15 protein-coding genes are annotated in these 15,021 nt (G+C 48.1%); 10 read left to right on the top strand and 5 right to left on the bottom strand.

Annotated features, from left to right (window positions below; translation table 11 throughout):
* Together ACKX14_RS10680 and ACKX14_RS10675 are read left to right on the top strand one after the other, a co-directional pair.
* Positions 1-939 carry an amidohydrolase family protein gene (locus tag ACKX14_RS10680; protein WP_422447437.1) on the top strand — a complete coding sequence of 313 codons (939 nt, stop codon included), beginning with the start codon at positions 1-3 and terminating at the stop codon, positions 937-939.
* The gene (locus ACKX14_RS10675; RefSeq protein ID WP_422447481.1) at positions 918-1,769 is read left to right on the top strand and encodes a formate/nitrite transporter family protein; all 852 of its coding nucleotides are present in this window, start codon (positions 918-920) and stop codon (positions 1,767-1,769) included. The genes ACKX14_RS10680 and ACKX14_RS10675 overlap by 22 nt, the downstream gene beginning before the upstream one ends.
* Before the next feature lie 109 nt (positions 1,770-1,878).
* Here ACKX14_RS10675 and ACKX14_RS10670 read toward each other — a convergent pair whose 3' ends face one another.
* From ACKX14_RS10670 to mscL, 4 genes are all read right to left on the bottom strand, one after another.
* Positions 1,879-2,637 (bottom strand): ABC transporter permease, encoded by a 759-nt coding sequence (locus tag ACKX14_RS10670; protein WP_422447435.1) that lies wholly within the window; start codon positions 2,635-2,637, stop codon positions 1,879-1,881.
* Positions 2,634-3,362 (bottom strand): ABC transporter ATP-binding protein, encoded by a 729-nt coding sequence (locus ACKX14_RS10665; RefSeq protein ID WP_422447479.1) that lies wholly within the window; start codon positions 3,360-3,362, stop codon positions 2,634-2,636. The genes ACKX14_RS10670 and ACKX14_RS10665 overlap by 4 nt, the downstream gene beginning before the upstream one ends.
* 334 nt (positions 3,363-3,696) lie before the next feature.
* Entirely contained in the window at positions 3,697-4,047 is a 351-nt protein-coding gene (locus ACKX14_RS10660) for a nucleotidyltransferase domain-containing protein (RefSeq protein WP_422447433.1), read from the bottom strand.
* Between the two features lie 56 nt (positions 4,048-4,103).
* Positions 4,104-4,484: a large conductance mechanosensitive channel protein MscL gene (gene mscL, locus ACKX14_RS10655; protein WP_422447431.1), complete on the bottom strand. Its 381-nt coding sequence runs from the start codon at positions 4,482-4,484 to the stop codon at positions 4,104-4,106.
* A 250-nt stretch (positions 4,485-4,734) separates the two neighbouring features.
* Between mscL and ACKX14_RS10650 the strand changes: the two genes are divergently transcribed.
* Positions 4,735-5,286 carry an NADH peroxidase gene (locus ACKX14_RS10650; protein WP_422447429.1) on the top strand — a complete coding sequence of 184 codons (552 nt, stop codon included), beginning with the start codon at positions 4,735-4,737 and terminating at the stop codon, positions 5,284-5,286.
* A 52-nt stretch (positions 5,287-5,338) separates the two neighbouring features.
* Here the strand turns inward: ACKX14_RS10650 and ACKX14_RS10645 are convergent, their stop codons facing one another.
* The gene (locus ACKX14_RS10645; RefSeq protein ID WP_422447427.1) at positions 5,339-5,605 is read right to left on the bottom strand and encodes a hypothetical protein; all 267 of its coding nucleotides are present in this window, start codon (positions 5,603-5,605) and stop codon (positions 5,339-5,341) included.
* 109 nt (positions 5,606-5,714) lie between these two features.
* Between ACKX14_RS10645 and ACKX14_RS10640 the strand changes: the two genes are divergently transcribed.
* The 7 genes from ACKX14_RS10640 (at position 5,715) to ACKX14_RS10610 (ending at position 15,020) form a co-directional block, all read left to right on the top strand.
* The gene (locus ACKX14_RS10640) at positions 5,715-5,849 is read left to right on the top strand and encodes a hypothetical protein (protein WP_422447425.1); all 135 of its coding nucleotides are present in this window, start codon (positions 5,715-5,717) and stop codon (positions 5,847-5,849) included.
* Positions 5,850-6,458: 609 nt separating this feature from the next.
* Positions 6,459-7,340, top strand: a complete 882-nt coding sequence (locus ACKX14_RS10635; protein ID WP_422447424.1) for an NAD(P)/FAD-dependent oxidoreductase — start codon at positions 6,459-6,461, stop codon at positions 7,338-7,340.
* Between the two features lie 178 nt (positions 7,341-7,518).
* Complete coding sequence (locus ACKX14_RS10630) at positions 7,519-9,924, top strand: heavy metal translocating P-type ATPase (RefSeq protein ID WP_422447422.1); 2,406 nt, start codon at positions 7,519-7,521, stop codon at positions 9,922-9,924.
* Positions 9,925-10,196: 272 nt separating this feature from the next.
* A complete protein-coding gene (locus ACKX14_RS10625) occupies positions 10,197-12,125 on the top strand; it encodes a heavy metal translocating P-type ATPase (protein ID WP_422447420.1) in 1,929 nt (642 codons plus the stop codon).
* A gap of 158 nt (positions 12,126-12,283) precedes the next feature.
* Positions 12,284-13,048, top strand: coding sequence for a ZIP family metal transporter (locus tag ACKX14_RS10620; RefSeq protein WP_422447418.1), 765 nt, complete (start codon positions 12,284-12,286; stop codon positions 13,046-13,048).
* Positions 13,049-13,160: 112 nt separating this feature from the next.
* A complete protein-coding gene (locus tag ACKX14_RS10615; protein WP_422447416.1) occupies positions 13,161-13,439 on the top strand; it encodes a hypothetical protein in 279 nt (92 codons plus the stop codon).
* A 210-nt stretch (positions 13,440-13,649) separates the two neighbouring features.
* A complete protein-coding gene (locus tag ACKX14_RS10610) occupies positions 13,650-15,020 on the top strand; it encodes an ATP-binding protein (protein ID WP_422447414.1) in 1,371 nt (456 codons plus the stop codon).
* The last annotated feature ends 1 nt before the right edge of the window (position 15,021 follow it).

The raw sequence follows: 15,021 nt of genomic DNA, 5'->3' as shown, positions 1-15,021 counted from the left end.
ATGTTTATCGACACTCACATACACATATCTTTGAACGGCATCAACTCAAAAAAATGGCGAAAGATATTGACGGAAGAAAATTTAAGGCCGGTCATGGAAATATTGGACTTATATAGAAGAAAAAACATCCTGATACTTCGCGACGGCGGTGACAACCTGGGAGCGTCTTTGGCAGCCAGGGAGCTGGCGGGGCGAATGGGGATCATTTACAAAACCCCCGGATGGGCGATTTACAAAAAAACAAGATATGGCGGCTTTTTAGGCAAGCCTGTAGAAGATTTAAAAGATTTTAAAAGTATGTTCGGTGAACTGCTGAAAGTAAAGCCGGACCATCTTAAAGTTATATTGACCGGCATTGTGGATTTTGACTCATATGGACGGGTCGGCGGAATTTCCTTCACTTTTGAAGAGCTTTATTATATAATACAAACTGCGAAAGAAAAAAATCTGCCGGTAATGGTCCATGCCAATTCATCAGCGGCGGTTGAGATGGCAGTCAGAGCCGGTGCCGACACCATAGAACACGGGTATTTCATCACCGAGGATGCGCTGCATATGATGGCGGAAAATGACGTAATCTGGGTGCCGACCCTCTCGCCGCTGGGCAACATCATTGAAAGCAATGATTCAAGATATCGAAATCAGATGCGGAACATAAGAAGGATTTTTGACGAACATGCGGCGGCTGTCAAAAAAGCTTTGGAAATCGGCGTGAAAATTGCGGTGGGAAGTGATTCGGGCTCTTACGGGGTATACCACGGCGAAGGCTTTTTCGATGAAGTCAGGTATCTGGAAAGGTGCGGTATTTCGAAAAGTCGAATATATAAAATAGCCTTTGAAAACGGGGTAAAAGCCCTGGGCATAAAATGTTCAGAGCTTGAGTCTTTGGGAAAACCGGCCAGCGGTGATTCCGGTGGATTTATTATAAAGGAGGGGTAAAAATAGATAAACAAATTTTATCGCCCCAAGAAATAGCTTCAGTATGGAGTCAAATCGGTGAGAATAAGGCCAATCTGCCGGTATTTAAAATGTTTTTACTGGGCATTTTTGCCGGTGTTTTTATAGGCTTCGGGGCCAATGCAAGTATAGTGGTGACCCAAACGCTCGGGAGTAATGTGGACGGCGGCCTGGCGAAATTTTTCGGAGCGGCTGTTTTTCCCGTAGGCCTTATGCTGGTTGTCATGGCGGGAGGGGAGCTTTTTACCGGCAACAACCTTCTGACTCTGGCGGTGCTTGACAAAAGAATCACGGCCTCACGGATGCTTTTAAACTGGGCGGTGGTGTACCTGGGAAATCTTGTCGGGTCGCTCGCGCTGGCGTTTATGCTGGCCCATTCGGGGTTGTATGGCTCCGAGTCAATGGCTGCCAGGTCGGTTGAAATCGCCACCGCCAAGGTATCCATGACCTTTATGCAGGCTTTTATCAGAGGAATATTATGCAATATACTGGTGGTCCTGGCGTGCTGGATGCAGGCCGCATCCCCCGACATGACGGGGAAAATCCTTGCCCTGTGGTTCCCCATAATGCTCTTTGTTCTTTCCGGTTTTGAACACAGTGTCGCCAATATGTTTTTTATACCCGTAGGTAAATTTATCGGCGCCGGTATAACGTGGGGACAATTCTGGATAAAAAACATTATACCTGTCACCCTGGGCAACATGGTGGGCGGTGCTGTAATAGTGCCCCTCACATACCATGTCTGTTATTCAAAAACCGGACCGGGCACTGGCGTTAAAGGCGCTGCAAACAGAGAACCGGGGTTTAAGTAATACGGGATTTGCGTTTTTATTAAAGGGGAATAGAAATTTTGAATAAACATTTGAAAATAAAAAAGCGGCGGAAGGCGGTTTACGAACTGGGGGAAAGACTTATTTACGATCAGCTGATGTTATTTGCGATCAACTGATGGTACGGAGTGAAGAATTTCCTGTAGGTTAGAAATGTCACGCAAAAGCATGATATGGCTACGGTGGATGCCAGCATGAAGGTGACCAAGATCTGGTATTTCACCGCATTTATGGGGTCGACCCCGCCCAGAATCAAACCTGTCATCATGCCCGGCAGCTGGACTATGCCAAGGGTCTTCATGTTGTCGATGGTCGGCATCATGCCGGTTTTCAATGATACCTTCAATATTTTCTGGACCGCCTGACGGGAACTGGCGCCCAGGGACAGCGCCGTTTGTATCTCCAGGGTTCGGTTTTTTATTTCATCTTTCAACCTTGAGACCGTAAGGCCCGATGATACCATGGAATTGCCGATAATCATGCCCGCCACAGGAATTACTTCCTGGGGTCTGAAATGGATGGCCCCGAACAGTATCAAAATTGCCAGAGTTACTGCCGCGCCTGCAGCTATGGACAAGGTGATGTCGTAAAAAACTCCCGGTACGCCTTTTCCCCTTTTCGCCGCATTGTTGCCGGCAACGAAAACCATTACCGTCAGCATGGCCAGGGTAAAAAAGAAGTTGCTGGCGGCAAAAATATAATGGAGGATATATCCCACTATGGTGAGCTGCACCACAGCCCTTATGGTGCCCGCGATTATTTCCTTTTCCACTCCTAATTTCTGGTAATAAGAAATGAATATGGATATGAGCACAAGACTTGATGCCAGTGTCAGTGAAATCACATTCATTTGGATTTACCTCCCGTCAGCTTTCCCTCTATAAAAAGCCGTGTAATTTGTTTTTGCGGATTTTCAAAGAATTCCGCTGTTCTGCCGAAATCTGCCAGCTCGCCGCCCACCAGCAGGTATGTATAATCTCCCACTCTTTTTGCCTGTTCCATGTTATGGGTTATCCAGATGAAGGTAAGGTTGAATTTATTTTTGAGCTCAAGGATCAAGTCCTCTATCAGCTGGGTGGAGGCAGGGTCCAGGGCCGATGTGGGTTCGTCCAGCAAGATCACTTCGGGCTTATTGGCAAGGGTCCGGGCGATGGAAACGCGCTGCTGCTCGCCCCCCGATAAATTATCCACACTTTTATTCTCCAAGTTTTCGCCGAGGCCCACAATTTGGAGGTAATATTTGACGTCCACATTTTTTTCTCCTGCAAGCTTGGGGCCGTATTTTATGTTGTCCGAAACAGTCCCATCGAAAAGGTATGCCTGCTGGAAAACCATGCCTATTTTCCTGCGCAGGCTTATAATATCAAAATTTTTAATATCCGTCCCGTCTACCAACACCCTTCCTTCAGTGGGGTCTATCAGGCGGTTGATCAATTTAATAAAGGTGGATTTGCCGGCACCCGATGGCCCCATCAACGTATGAATCAGCCCCGCTTCAAATTCTACATTTATATTTTTTAAGATTTCCTCACCCCCGCTTCTGAAACTTACACGCTCCATCTTAATTTTGCTTATTTTACCCAAGTCTCCTTCCCCCATCCAATGTGCAAATTGATTCAATTTAATACGATTGTAACATATGTTTCATTTTATTGCAACATCTGTTTCAAAAAGGATGGGTAAGGATTCAGTTTCAGATGTGCGTACGGTCCCGGGGCCTTTCACCCGGAAATTTATGTCTTTGTGCTGGGGAAAAACATAAAAATACCGGGGGTAAGGCTATGGTTATATCCTCCGGCACGATTCGAGAGGGGTATGGAAATCGCAAAGGTAAAAGCTGGAAGCATGTTCCGGGATTAAATTAAGTTCAACACCATATTATATATTCTATCGGCCATACAAATCGCCTTTAGCTTTTTCCAACCATTTCTGAGCTTGTACCTTTTTGTCTCTGTTCATATAGCACTTTCCCCTCTTTTATAGCTGCTTCATATACCGTCCACCACGCGTCATGATAATGAGAAATATCTTCCGGGTTAGCAATAACTATGTCTTTGGGAACTTTGTATTTTCGCAAATCCCTTCGAATGGCAACCTCCATTTCACGTTTTTTATCATGAGGGCAATCTATTACCACAAGGAAGTCAACGTCACTATCAGGGCTTTCATCTCCCCTGGCATGGGAACCAAATAGAATCAATCGAATGGGATTGTATTTTTCAATAATATCATTTGCCATATTTTTTATATTAGTTTCCATATTGCTCCTCCTTCCTCTTAAATATTTTAACCCTATATATAAATTATATCATACGTTCATGGAGTTTTTTGCTTTTGTTTTAACAGATCGCGGATTTCGGCCAGAAGCATCTCCTCCCTGGTCGGGGAGGGTTCCTCATCGTGTTCTTCCTTTTCCCTGAACCTGCCGATTAATTCAATAAATATAAATATAGAAAAAGAAATTATTAAGAAATCCACAACGTTCTGGATAAAAGCCCCGTATTTAACGACGGCTTTCCCGAACCGGAACTGCAGGTTAGAAAAATCTATTCCTCCGAGCAGTAATCCAATAACGGGCATAATTATATCATTCACAAGGGAAGTGACAATTTTTCCGAACGCTCCGCCGATAATCACGCCGATTGCCAGATCAAAAATGTTTCCTTTGATAGCAAATTTTTTAAACTTCTCCCACACTGATAATAACTCCTTCCGCGCAGGCATACTTTAACCGGTTCCGCCTTATATTTATTCATAATTTAAAATATGCTTTGCGGCCTGGCGATATACAAAAATTTTTTGTAAAAATCTGTTGACAAAAATGATAATAGTAACTATAATTAATAATGTAACTGATCGAACATATTTGTTTCAAAGGCACTTTAATGTTGCATTTGAAACAGATATGGAAAAATAAAAAATTAAAATCATTAGGGAGGAATTCGACATGAAAAAATTTGTTTGCACGGTATGCGGCTACGTACATACGGGGGATACGCCGCCGGATAAATGCCCCCAGTGCGGCGCTTCAGCCGACAAGTTTGTGGAGAAAAAGGACGACAAGGCGTTGACCTGGGCCGATGAGCACAGGATAGGTGTTGCAAAGGGAGTTGACCCCGAAGTTGTCCAGGGGTTAAAGGACAACTTTATGGGAGAATGCACAGAGGTGGGCATGTATCTTGCCATGAGCCGCCAGGCGGATAGGGAAGGGTATCCCGAAGTGGCCGAAGCATACAGGAGGATCGCCTTTGAAGAGGCCGAGCACGCCGCAAAGTTTGCGGAGCTGCTGGGAGAGGTCGTGGCCGCCGATACCAGAAAGAACCTGGAGATGAGGGTTGAGGCCGAACACGGCGCCTGCCAGGGCAAGAAAGACCTGGCCACCAAAGCCAAGCAGTTGGGATATGATGCAATTCACGACACCGTCCATGAAATGTGCAAGGACGAAGCCCGTCATGGAGCCGCCTTTGCGGGGCTGTTAAAGAGATATTTCGAAAAATAACAAGAAAATAAAGTAGAAAGAGCCGTGCCTCATGGCACGGCTTTAACATTGATCAATCATCGGCGAAGAACAGAAGGATCAATATCAGGAACAGCGCAAAAGCCGCTCTCCCTCCAAAGAAGCCAAATCCACCACCCATTTGATTCACCCCCTTACTTCCGCCTAGTATAATATATGCCATGAAGTTCCAGAGGGTTACCCGATGTCCGTTGCCTGAAAAGACCCAAACCTTTAAATTGAAACCGGATTTTTTTGATTTCATCAAATTACCAGCGACCAAAAATGCGCCGGCTCCTGGAATCCGTAACTGGTTCCCCATTCGAAAGGCCGGCTTTTACGCAGGTTTCTTTTTTGAAAGCGTACTTGTAACCAAAAAGTAATCTTTGAATATCTTATAGTAGAAAGAATAGAAAAAAGGGGGGTTCTAAATGTCAGGGACATCCGAGAAACAAACAAAGGCGTCGGAAGAAATTAAAGAAACCACCGGCGGAGGGTTTTTTGGAGGCAGGTTCGCTTTTGCCCTGTTTCTGATTCTGATACTTTTATTCTTTAGCGACGATTGATAAGACCTTTAATATTTAGGTGATATTTTTTGAAACCAGCATTAAGCTGGTTTTTTTAATTTTGCCCTCTTCTTGCATCCCCGGGCCCGGCATAAGCCCGGCACTCACTTGCGAATTTTATCCAGGTCGGAACACAAAGTGTTGTCCTGCATTAACCGAAAAAATAAACCCGGCATATATTGTATTAGAGTCTAATGAAAGGAGTGTCTATGATGGGTGGAAGTGCGGGCTTTTTCGGCGGCAGATTCGCTTTTGCTTTGTTCCTCATTTTAATCCTCCTGTTCTTCGATGATTAAAATTAATATAAATATAGACAACTGCATGAGGACTTTTGGCCAGTACAAACTGGCCTTTTTTTGGTGGAAAAAATGTAAGAGACTATGCCCCTGATTATGATGCAGTAGGGCTTACAGGGCCGCTGCAGCACCCTTCACCGGAGATTAATCCCTATTATTAATATATATGAATATATTGACATAATGACATTTCTCAGCTAATATAAGGTATGAGCTGTTCTAACAATGTCCAGAAGGCCGAGTTTAAATTATTAACCTCAAAAAATAAGCCGAAACTAAAAATAAACAACTTATCATAAATGGAGGAGATCCTATGACATATGATGTTATAATAATCGGCAAAGGCCCGGCGGGTTTGTCGGCGTCCATATACACCGCCAGGGGCGGTCTCAAGACACTGGTAATCGGCAGACAAAGCGCTCTCGAAGAGGGGAAAGTAATTGAGAATTACTGCTGCGCGCCGCAGGTTTCGGGCGAGGAGCTGCTCCGCAGCGGCATAGAGCAGGCGAGGAAGTTTGGAGTAAAGATGGTTGAAGAAGAGGTGCTTGATATCGGAAAGGATGAACTTTTCAGGGTCAAGACGGATGCGAACGAGTACCGGGGCAGGGCGATAATTATCGCCACCGGGAGGGTGAGGGAAAAAATACCCATCCAAAACATGAGCAAATTTGAAGGCCGGGGAGTCCACTACTGCGTTACCTGCGACGGTTTCTTTTACAGGAACAAAAAGGTGGGCATCCTGGGATATAAGGATTACGCGGTCCATGAATTATCAGAAATGCAAAGCTTTACAAAAGATGTCACTCTGTTCACCAACGGCCGTGAACTTCAAATCAACGACACAAGCAAAAACTACCTCGAGGAAAAAAAGATAAAAGTTGACACCAGGCCCATCATGAGGCTGGAAGGCGGCGAATTACTGGAAAAAATCGTATTTGAAGACGGGCGGGACGAAGAAATAAATGGGTTGTTTGTGGCTTACGGTTCCGCGTCGTCGGTGGACTTTGCACTGAAGCTGGGAATCCTGACGGAAAACAATTATATATTAGTGGACAGAGACCAGAGAACCAATGTCGAAGGGGTTTTTGCAGCCGGCGACTGCACCGGAGGCTTGGCCCAGGTGGCCACGGCTGTAGGCGAGGGAGCGGTGGCAGGCCAGAGCGCCAGGGCGTATGTGATGGGCCTTTCAAGGTAGCATCTTCCTTCAGGGCTGACGGTGAATTGAGCATTTTTCCTTCAACAGTAATTAAAATTAATTATTGACAAAAAATATAAAAGGGATATAATTAAAGCAAGGATATACCCCCATAGGGTATAATATTTTTTCAAAAATCAAGACCCAAGACCAGAATAAACCTGAAGGAGGAGATGTTATGTCAGGCACCGTCAGCAAAGCGGGCATAAAGATAAAAGGAATGACCTGCGCCTCCTGCGCCGCCAGGATAGAAAAGGCCCTCTCAAAGTTGCCGGGGGTCAGCCAGGTCAATGTAAACTTCGCCGCCGAAAAGGCCAGCATCACCTACGATTCCGGCAAGGTCACGGTGGGGGACTTTATCCAAAAGATAAAAGATGTGGGGTATGACGTGATACTGGATAAGGTGGAGCTGGGTTTAAAAAACATGACCTGCGCCTCGTGCGCCGCCAGGATAGAAAAGGCTTTATCCAAGGCGCCGGGGGTGTATAGGGCTTCAGTCAATTTTGCCACCGAGACGGCCACGGTGGAGTACAACAGCAGTGAAACCGATGTAAAGAATCTAATCAAGGTTGTGCAGAACACGGGTTATGACGCCTACGAAAAAACCGAAATGAACGTGGACCGGGAAAAAGAGGAGCGGGAGAGGGAGATAAGATCATTGGGGAGGCTTACGGTGATTTCGGCCATCCTGACCACCCCGCTGGTCATTTCCATGATTTTGAGGATTATGGGCAGGCCCGGCGGGTTCCTCGACAACCCGTGGTTCCAGATAACCCTGGCTTCGCCGGTGCAGTTTGTCATAGGTTACAGGTATTATAAAGCGTCATACCACAACCTGAAAAACGGCACCGCCAATATGGACGTGTTAATCGCCATGGGCACATCGGCTGCATTTTTTTACAGCCTTTATAACGTCTTCACCCTGCCCATGGAAATGATTCACAATTACCTGTATTTTGAAGCCTCGGCTGTCATAATCACCCTGATAACCCTCGGCAAGTACCTGGAAGCCCTGGCCAAAGGCAGGACATCAGAGGCCATCAGGAAGCTCATGGGCCTCCAGGCCAAAACCGCAAGAGTCATAAGAGACGGGAAAGAGATAGACATACCCGTGGAACAGGTGGAAGTTGGAGACATTGTGGTGGTGCGGCCCGGTGAAAAAATTCCCGTTGACGGTAAAATCATCGAAGGCTATTCTTCAGTAGACGAATCGATGCTCACCGGCGAGAGCATACCGGTGGAGAAAAAGGTGGGCGACGAGGTGGTGGGCGCCACCATAAATAAAACCGGGACATTCAAATTCGAGGCAACAAAAGTCGGAAAAGACACGGCCCTGGCGCAGATCATAAAAATGGTGGAAGAAGCGCAGGGGTCAAAGGCGCCCATACAGAAACTGGCCGACCGGATATCGGGAGTTTTTGTCCCGGTGGTGATAGTCATAGCGGCCATCACATTCGGCGTATGGTATTTCATATATGGAAATTTCACCGCAGGGTTGATCAATGCGGTATCCGTACTGGTCATCGCCTGCCCCTGCGCTCTGGGCCTTGCCACACCCACATCGGTAATGGTGGGTACCGGCAAGGGCGCCGAAAACGGCGTGCTGATTAAAGGTGGCGAACATCTGGAGAGGGCTCACAGGATAAAAGCCATAGTCCTCGACAAGACCGGCACCATAACCAAAGGCAAACCGGAAGTCACCGACCTGGTCTCTCTGGGAGAGTTACAGCCCGAAGAAATTCTGGCTCTGGCCGCCACAGCCGAGAAAAACTCCGAGCATCCGCTGGGTGAGGCCATAGTCAACAAGGCAAAAGATGCGGGAATCGACCTTCCCGATCCCGAAAACTTTGAGGCCATACCCGGCCACGGCATATACGCAAAAATAAACGGCAGAAAAGTTTATTTGGGCAACCGCCGCCTGATGACGAGCAAAAACCTTCCCACGGAAGGCATCGAAAACTTGCTTGAAAAACTTGAGAACGAGGGCAAGACCGCCATGATAATGGCCGTAGACGGCAGGATAGAAGGCGTGGTGGCGGTGGCCGACACGGTAAAAGAACACTCCAGAGAAGCCATCGAAGAACTGAAGCGCATGGGAATTGAAGTCTGGATGATAACCGGTGACAACAAGCGCACCGCACAGGCCATAGCCCGCCAGGTGGGCATCGAACATGTAATGGCGGAAGTGCTTCCCGAACATAAGGCTGAAGAGGTGGAAAGACTCAAGAAACAGGGCAAAATCACCGCCATGGTGGGCGACGGCATAAACGACGCCCCCGCGCTGGCAGCCGCCGACGTGGGCATCGCCATCGGCACCGGTACCGATGTGGCCATTGAGGCGGCGGACATAACCCTCATGAGCGGGGACCTCAGAGGGATAGTCACCGCCATCAAATTAAGCCGCGCCACCATGAGGAACATCAAGCAAAACCTCTTCTGGGCGTTCATATACAACACCCTGGGCATCCCCTTTGCGGCCCTGGGATATCTGAGCCCGGCCATCGCCGGCGGTGCCATGGCATTCAGCTCCGTGTCGGTGGTGACCAACGCCCTGAGACTCAGAAAATTTAAGCCGGCTTTTTAAATCTCGCTTCTGCTCTTCATTCAAAAAAGTCTTATCCCCCGTCTTGTATAATATTGCAGTGTTATAGGCCTTCGGAAAAACCGGAGGCTGTTTTTTTGCTGCTTCAATTTAATTAATAATGAAATAGGTTATTCGGCTCTTTATTTACGGAAATTTTGATGAGTGGTAAATTACAGTGGTTTTTTTATTGAATTTGTTTTATGGAAATGATAAAATATTAATAAGAAAACATTTGAACATATATTCAAATGTACCGGTGAAAGGGGTCTTCTATGGTAACTAAACTTAAGGGGCTGCACTGCCCCAACTGTGCCGCTAACGTCGAGAGGGATAAATTTAAATCCAAACTGGCATCCATAGGCTTTTCTTCCGCACTGCTGGCTCTGGCTTTATTGTACGGGCCGGCATTGTCAAAAACATTTCCGCCTGCCGAAATCCTTATTTTCCTGGCCGCCTACATCCTGGCGGGAAAGGATGTGATGCTGGACGCGTTGAGAAATAGCGTCCGCGGGCAGGTCTTCGATGAGAATTTCCTTATGACCATTGCCGGATTCGGCGCTTTTGCCATAGGCCAGTTTCCCGAAGCCGTGGGCGTAATGCTGTTTTATTCGGTGGGCGAATATTTACAGGCGCTGGCCGTGGACCGTTCCCGGCGATCCATTTCGGCCCTCATGGACATCCGGCCCGACTACGCCAATTTGAAGATTGACGGCGGGATTCGGAGGGTTTCACCGGAAAGTGTTGAGGTGGGCCGGGTTATCGTGGTGAAACCCGGAGAAAAGGTGCCCCTGGATGGCGAAGTCCTGAGCGGCAACTCGTTTGTGGATACGTCCGCCCTTACCGGGGAATCGCTCCCCAGGAAGGTGTCGCCCGGTGATAAAGTCATGGCGGGCATGGTGAATACCGGCGGGCTTCTGGAAGTGAAGGTGGAAAAAGTCTTCAGCGAATCTTCGGTCTCGAAGATTCTGGACCTGGTTCAGAACGCAGCCGGCAGGAAAGCCCGCACCGAACAGTTTATCACAAAGTTCGCAAGATTTTATACCCCGGCGGTGGTGTCCGCGGCGGCGGCCGTTGCCGTCATACCGCCGCTGGCAATACCCGGCGCGGCGTTTTCCGATTGGATTTACAGGGCTTTAACCCTTCTGGTAATCTCATGCCCCTGCGCCCTTGTGATATCCATACCCCTGGGTTATTTTGGCGGAATAGGGGGGTCATCCCGCCGGGGCATCCTGATTAAAGGGGCCAACTTCCTTGAAGCCCTGACGGACATAGACACGGTGGTGTTCGACAAGACCGGCACTCTTACAAAAGGCGCTTTTAAAGTGTCAGAAGTAAAAGGGCATAACGGTTTCTCCGGAGAAGATGTGCTGCGGTGGGCTGCCGGAGCCGAGGCCTTTTCCGCCCACCCCATAGCAAAATCCATAAGGGAAGCTTACGGCCAAAGCATAGACGCAGGCGCCATAGGCGAATACGAGGAAGTTGCGGGTTACGGGGTAAAAGCGACGGTGGGAGGAAGGCTTGTGCTCGCCGGCAGCGAAAAACTCCTTTCCCGTTTCGGGATAGATTGCCCGGTCGATTCGAACGGGGAAACGGCGGTCCACGTGGCCGTAGACGGGATATACGCCGGAAGCATCATCGTGTCCGACGAAATTAGGGCCGATGCGCCCCGGGCAGTGGAGGAACTCAAAGCACTGGGGATAAAAAAGGTGGTCATGCTGACGGGCGATGACGAAAAAGCCGCGGCCCGGGTGGCTAAAGCAACGGGTATAGACGAATATTTCGCCAACCTGCTGCCCCAGGACAAGGTCGCAAGGCTGGAGCAACTCCGGGCGGAAGGCGGCGCCCGCCGCAGGGTGGTCTTTGTGGGGGATGGTATAAACGACGCGCCGGTCATAGCCGGAGCCGACGTGGGCATGGCCATGGGAGGGCTGGGTTCGGATGCGGCCATCGAAGCCGCCGACGTGGTCATCATGGAAGACATGCCCTCAAAGGTTGTGGAAGCCGTTAAGGTGGCCAGACGCACCAGGAAAATCGTCGTCGAAAACATCATCCTGGCCCTCGGTATAAAAGGGTTGTTCCTGACCCTGGGGGTCTTCGGCGTGGCCACCATGTGGGAGGCGGTTTTCGCCGACGTGGGAGTGGCGCTCCTGGCGGTGCTCAACTCCGCCAGGACCCTCCTGGCGGTGCGGTCAGCCCGGTAGGCAACCGCCGTCTTTTGCAACACGTTCACGGCGTTTTTGGCCGTGCCGCCTTTTTGTAAGCAGGATCGCCGTCGAAAAAAGTCATTTGCGATAAGATCAAGTTGTGGTAGAATTATACGCAGATGGACAATAAAAGTTTGCGCAGGAGGCCGGAATACTTGCAATTGCATTCACTCCATTTATCGCTTGCCGAATATGGTATTTTTTTAAGTATAATGGCCGGACTTGCCACAGGCATCGGGGCTCTGCCTTTGCTTTTTTTGAGACGCAGAATATCGGATTTTTTAATTGATATGGCTCTGGGGTTTGCGGCGGGTGTGATGCTCTCGGCCGCGGCGTTCAGCCTTATAGAACCTGCTTTAAAGCGCGGCGGGGCGCCGGCCCTTTTGGCCGGCATAATATTGGGCCTGGTGTTTGTCGACGTAATTGATAAAAAAATCCCGCATGACCACTTTGTAAAAGGCCATGAAGGCCCCGGGTATAAATCAAGCTCAAATAATATCCTGCTTTTTGTCATCGCAATAGCAATACATAATTTTCCAGAAGGCCTCGCTGTTGGCGTGGGAGGTTTTTCAAAGGAAGCGCTGTCGCTGACTTTTGCCATAGGTATACAAAATGTTCTGGAAGGTCTGGCTGTGGCGGCAAGCCTCATAGCCGCCGGTTACGGGATCGGATACGCGTCATGGGTGGCATTTCTGACGGGACTTGTGGAGCCCTTTGGGGCTATCATAGGAGTTACGATGGTGAATTTTTCTGCGGCGTTTTTGCCTTACGCTCTGGCATTTGCAGGAGGCGCCATGCTTTTTGTAATAAGTGACGAGGTTATACCTGAAACGCATATGGGAAATCATCAGAGGCCTGCCACATATGCCATCATTTTCGGCTTTATGCTGATGACAATACTGGATTATTTAGTCGGTTGATGTAAAAGAATTTTGTTACAAGATATGTTGTCAATACTGGGGATGTTATAAATATTGGAAAGAGAAATATTCAATTTTTCCTCACCCCCATGGTGCACTGGCCGGACAATATGTGCTGACCGCAAGATACATCTGCGTGGGTTCGCCGACTCTGAATAATAACATCATGCCCACCGTGTCTGCCTTCTTAACGTATCTTAAAGGTCTCGCCACCGGGAATAAGACGGGCCTTGCCTTCGGTTCTTACGGCTGGGGCGGTCAGAGCATAGACCTGGTCGACCAGGAGCTTAAAGAGTGCAAGTTTGAGACGATGGAAAAAATAAAGGTCCGGTATGTGCCCGATGATGCGGTTCTTGCCGGGATAACGGATAAAGTAAAAGAAAACCTGTAAACCTGAATATCTTAAAAACAAAATACTGGCTTTGCGCCGGTATTTTTTTTGCCGAATTTTAAAGTTTAAAATAGTGCTCGCCGGACACGTCCGGCAGGCGCCGGGCGTGCAGAGCAAGAAACAGGTCTTGATATATCGGTTTATTTTTTGTAAAGTAATAATAAAATATTCTGTTCAAAAAATATTTTGTTCAAAGGAGTTTTGAGAAAAATGAACGGCACACAGACCCATGGCCAATTGTTTAACGCATTTTTGGCAGTAAAAAGCCTGGTGGTTTACAGAAACATTTTAAAAGACCCGGCAGTAATGCGGTTCCAACGAATTCTGGAGATGTCGCTGAAAGAGGAAGTTCCGGTTGAAGTTATGGCAGAATTCCATGATTTTTTAGGATTTCTTGTGGAACAAAAAGAAAACGATCCCATGTCCGTTACCGGCAACCTTTGGCAGGATCGCATACTGGACCTCATCCTCGGTGATGAGAACTGCTTTAGCCTGAAATGTGAAGCAAAGGGTCTGGAAGGCGTGGACGAATCGCTGAAAGAGCTTGCCGTGCGCGATCTGGAATACTTAAGGAAATTATATGACTTTGATTTTAACTGTCTGACTGACCTTATCGGTAAAAAACTGCATCTTCAGAAAATGATAACTTTCCCGCAAAAATATTACAAAAAGGCCGCTGAAGATTACCCGCATCCTGAAAATTACTTTGTGGAAAAACAAAGGCTGAAGAGTATGCTGAGCGCTTCTGCAGATTGGGGCAAAAACCTGGGAGATATCGCCCGATTTTATAAGAGTGTAGGATGCGGAAGTTTCGGCAGGTACTGGGGATTCAAGTGGGTGAAAACCGAAACCTCCGGAAAACTTGAAGGCATCCCCGAACCCGATCCCATAAGGCTGCACGAACTCATAGGTTACGAGGAGCAAAAAAAGGAGGTCCTCAGAAACACCGAACAGTTTGTGAAGGGATTCAAGGCCAACAACATGCTGCTGTACGGCGACCGGGGCACAGGAAAATCGTCCACCATCAAGGCCATGTTACATGAATTTGGGAAGGACGGCCTCCGCATGGTGGAGGTTTTAAAACATCAGCTGGTGTTTTTGCCGGAGATTATTTCACAGCTCAGCAAAAGGCCGCAGCGGTTTATCATATTCATAGACGAGCTGTCCTTTGAAGAATACGAGACGGAGTACAAATACCTCAAAGCCATGCTGGAAGGAAGCCTGGAGGCGACTCCGGACAATGTGGTCATTTACGCAACTTCCAATCGCCGTCACCTCGTCAGGGAATTCCACAGCGACCGGGGGGGCGATGAGATAAAAGCCGGGGATACCGTCCAGGAAAAATTGTCCTTATCCGACCGCTTCGGCATAACCGTGGTGTTCATGTCGCCGGACCAGGAAAATTACCTGAAAATAGTGGAGGGGATTGCCCGCCAAAGGGGTTTAGACATCGATCCCGGAGAACTGAGAAAGATGGCGGTAAAGTGGGAGCTCTGGCACAACCAGCGTTCCGGAAGGACCGCACGGCAATTCATCGAAGACCTCCTCGGCAGGATGGGTGCAAAAAACAGCAAATCTTAAC

This window comes from Thermorhabdus hydrogeniformans (assembly GCF_049310025.1).
Taxonomy (GTDB): domain Bacteria; phylum Bacillota; class Thermosediminibacteria; order Thermosediminibacterales; family Tepidanaerobacteraceae; genus JBJYKD01.
This window is presented reverse-complemented; position numbering and strand designations above follow the sequence as displayed.

Excerpts from the sequence above, each read along its gene's own strand:
- ACKX14_RS10670 (WP_422447435.1), bottom strand. The coding sequence starts at position 2,637 with ATGAATGTGATTTCACTGACACTGGCATCAAGTCTTGTGCTCATATCC.
- ACKX14_RS10680 (WP_422447437.1), top strand. The coding sequence starts at position 1 with ATGTTTATCGACACTCACATACACATATCTTTGAACGGCATCAACTCA.
- ACKX14_RS10630 (WP_422447422.1), top strand. The coding sequence starts at position 7,519 with ATGTCAGGCACCGTCAGCAAAGCGGGCATAAAGATAAAAGGAATGACC.
- ACKX14_RS10645 (WP_422447427.1), bottom strand. The coding sequence starts at position 5,605 with ATGGGGAACCAGTTACGGATTCCAGGAGCCGGCGCATTTTTGGTCGCT.
- ACKX14_RS10660 (WP_422447433.1), bottom strand. The coding sequence starts at position 4,047 with ATGGAAACTAATATAAAAAATATGGCAAATGATATTATTGAAAAATAC.
- ACKX14_RS10625 (WP_422447420.1), top strand. The coding sequence starts at position 10,197 with ATGGTAACTAAACTTAAGGGGCTGCACTGCCCCAACTGTGCCGCTAAC.
- ACKX14_RS10640 (WP_422447425.1), top strand. The coding sequence starts at position 5,715 with ATGTCAGGGACATCCGAGAAACAAACAAAGGCGTCGGAAGAAATTAAA.
- ACKX14_RS10635 (WP_422447424.1), top strand. The coding sequence starts at position 6,459 with ATGACATATGATGTTATAATAATCGGCAAAGGCCCGGCGGGTTTGTCG.
- ACKX14_RS10610 (WP_422447414.1), top strand. The coding sequence starts at position 13,650 with ATGAACGGCACACAGACCCATGGCCAATTGTTTAACGCATTTTTGGCA.
- ACKX14_RS10650 (WP_422447429.1), top strand. The coding sequence starts at position 4,735 with ATGAAAAAATTTGTTTGCACGGTATGCGGCTACGTACATACGGGGGAT.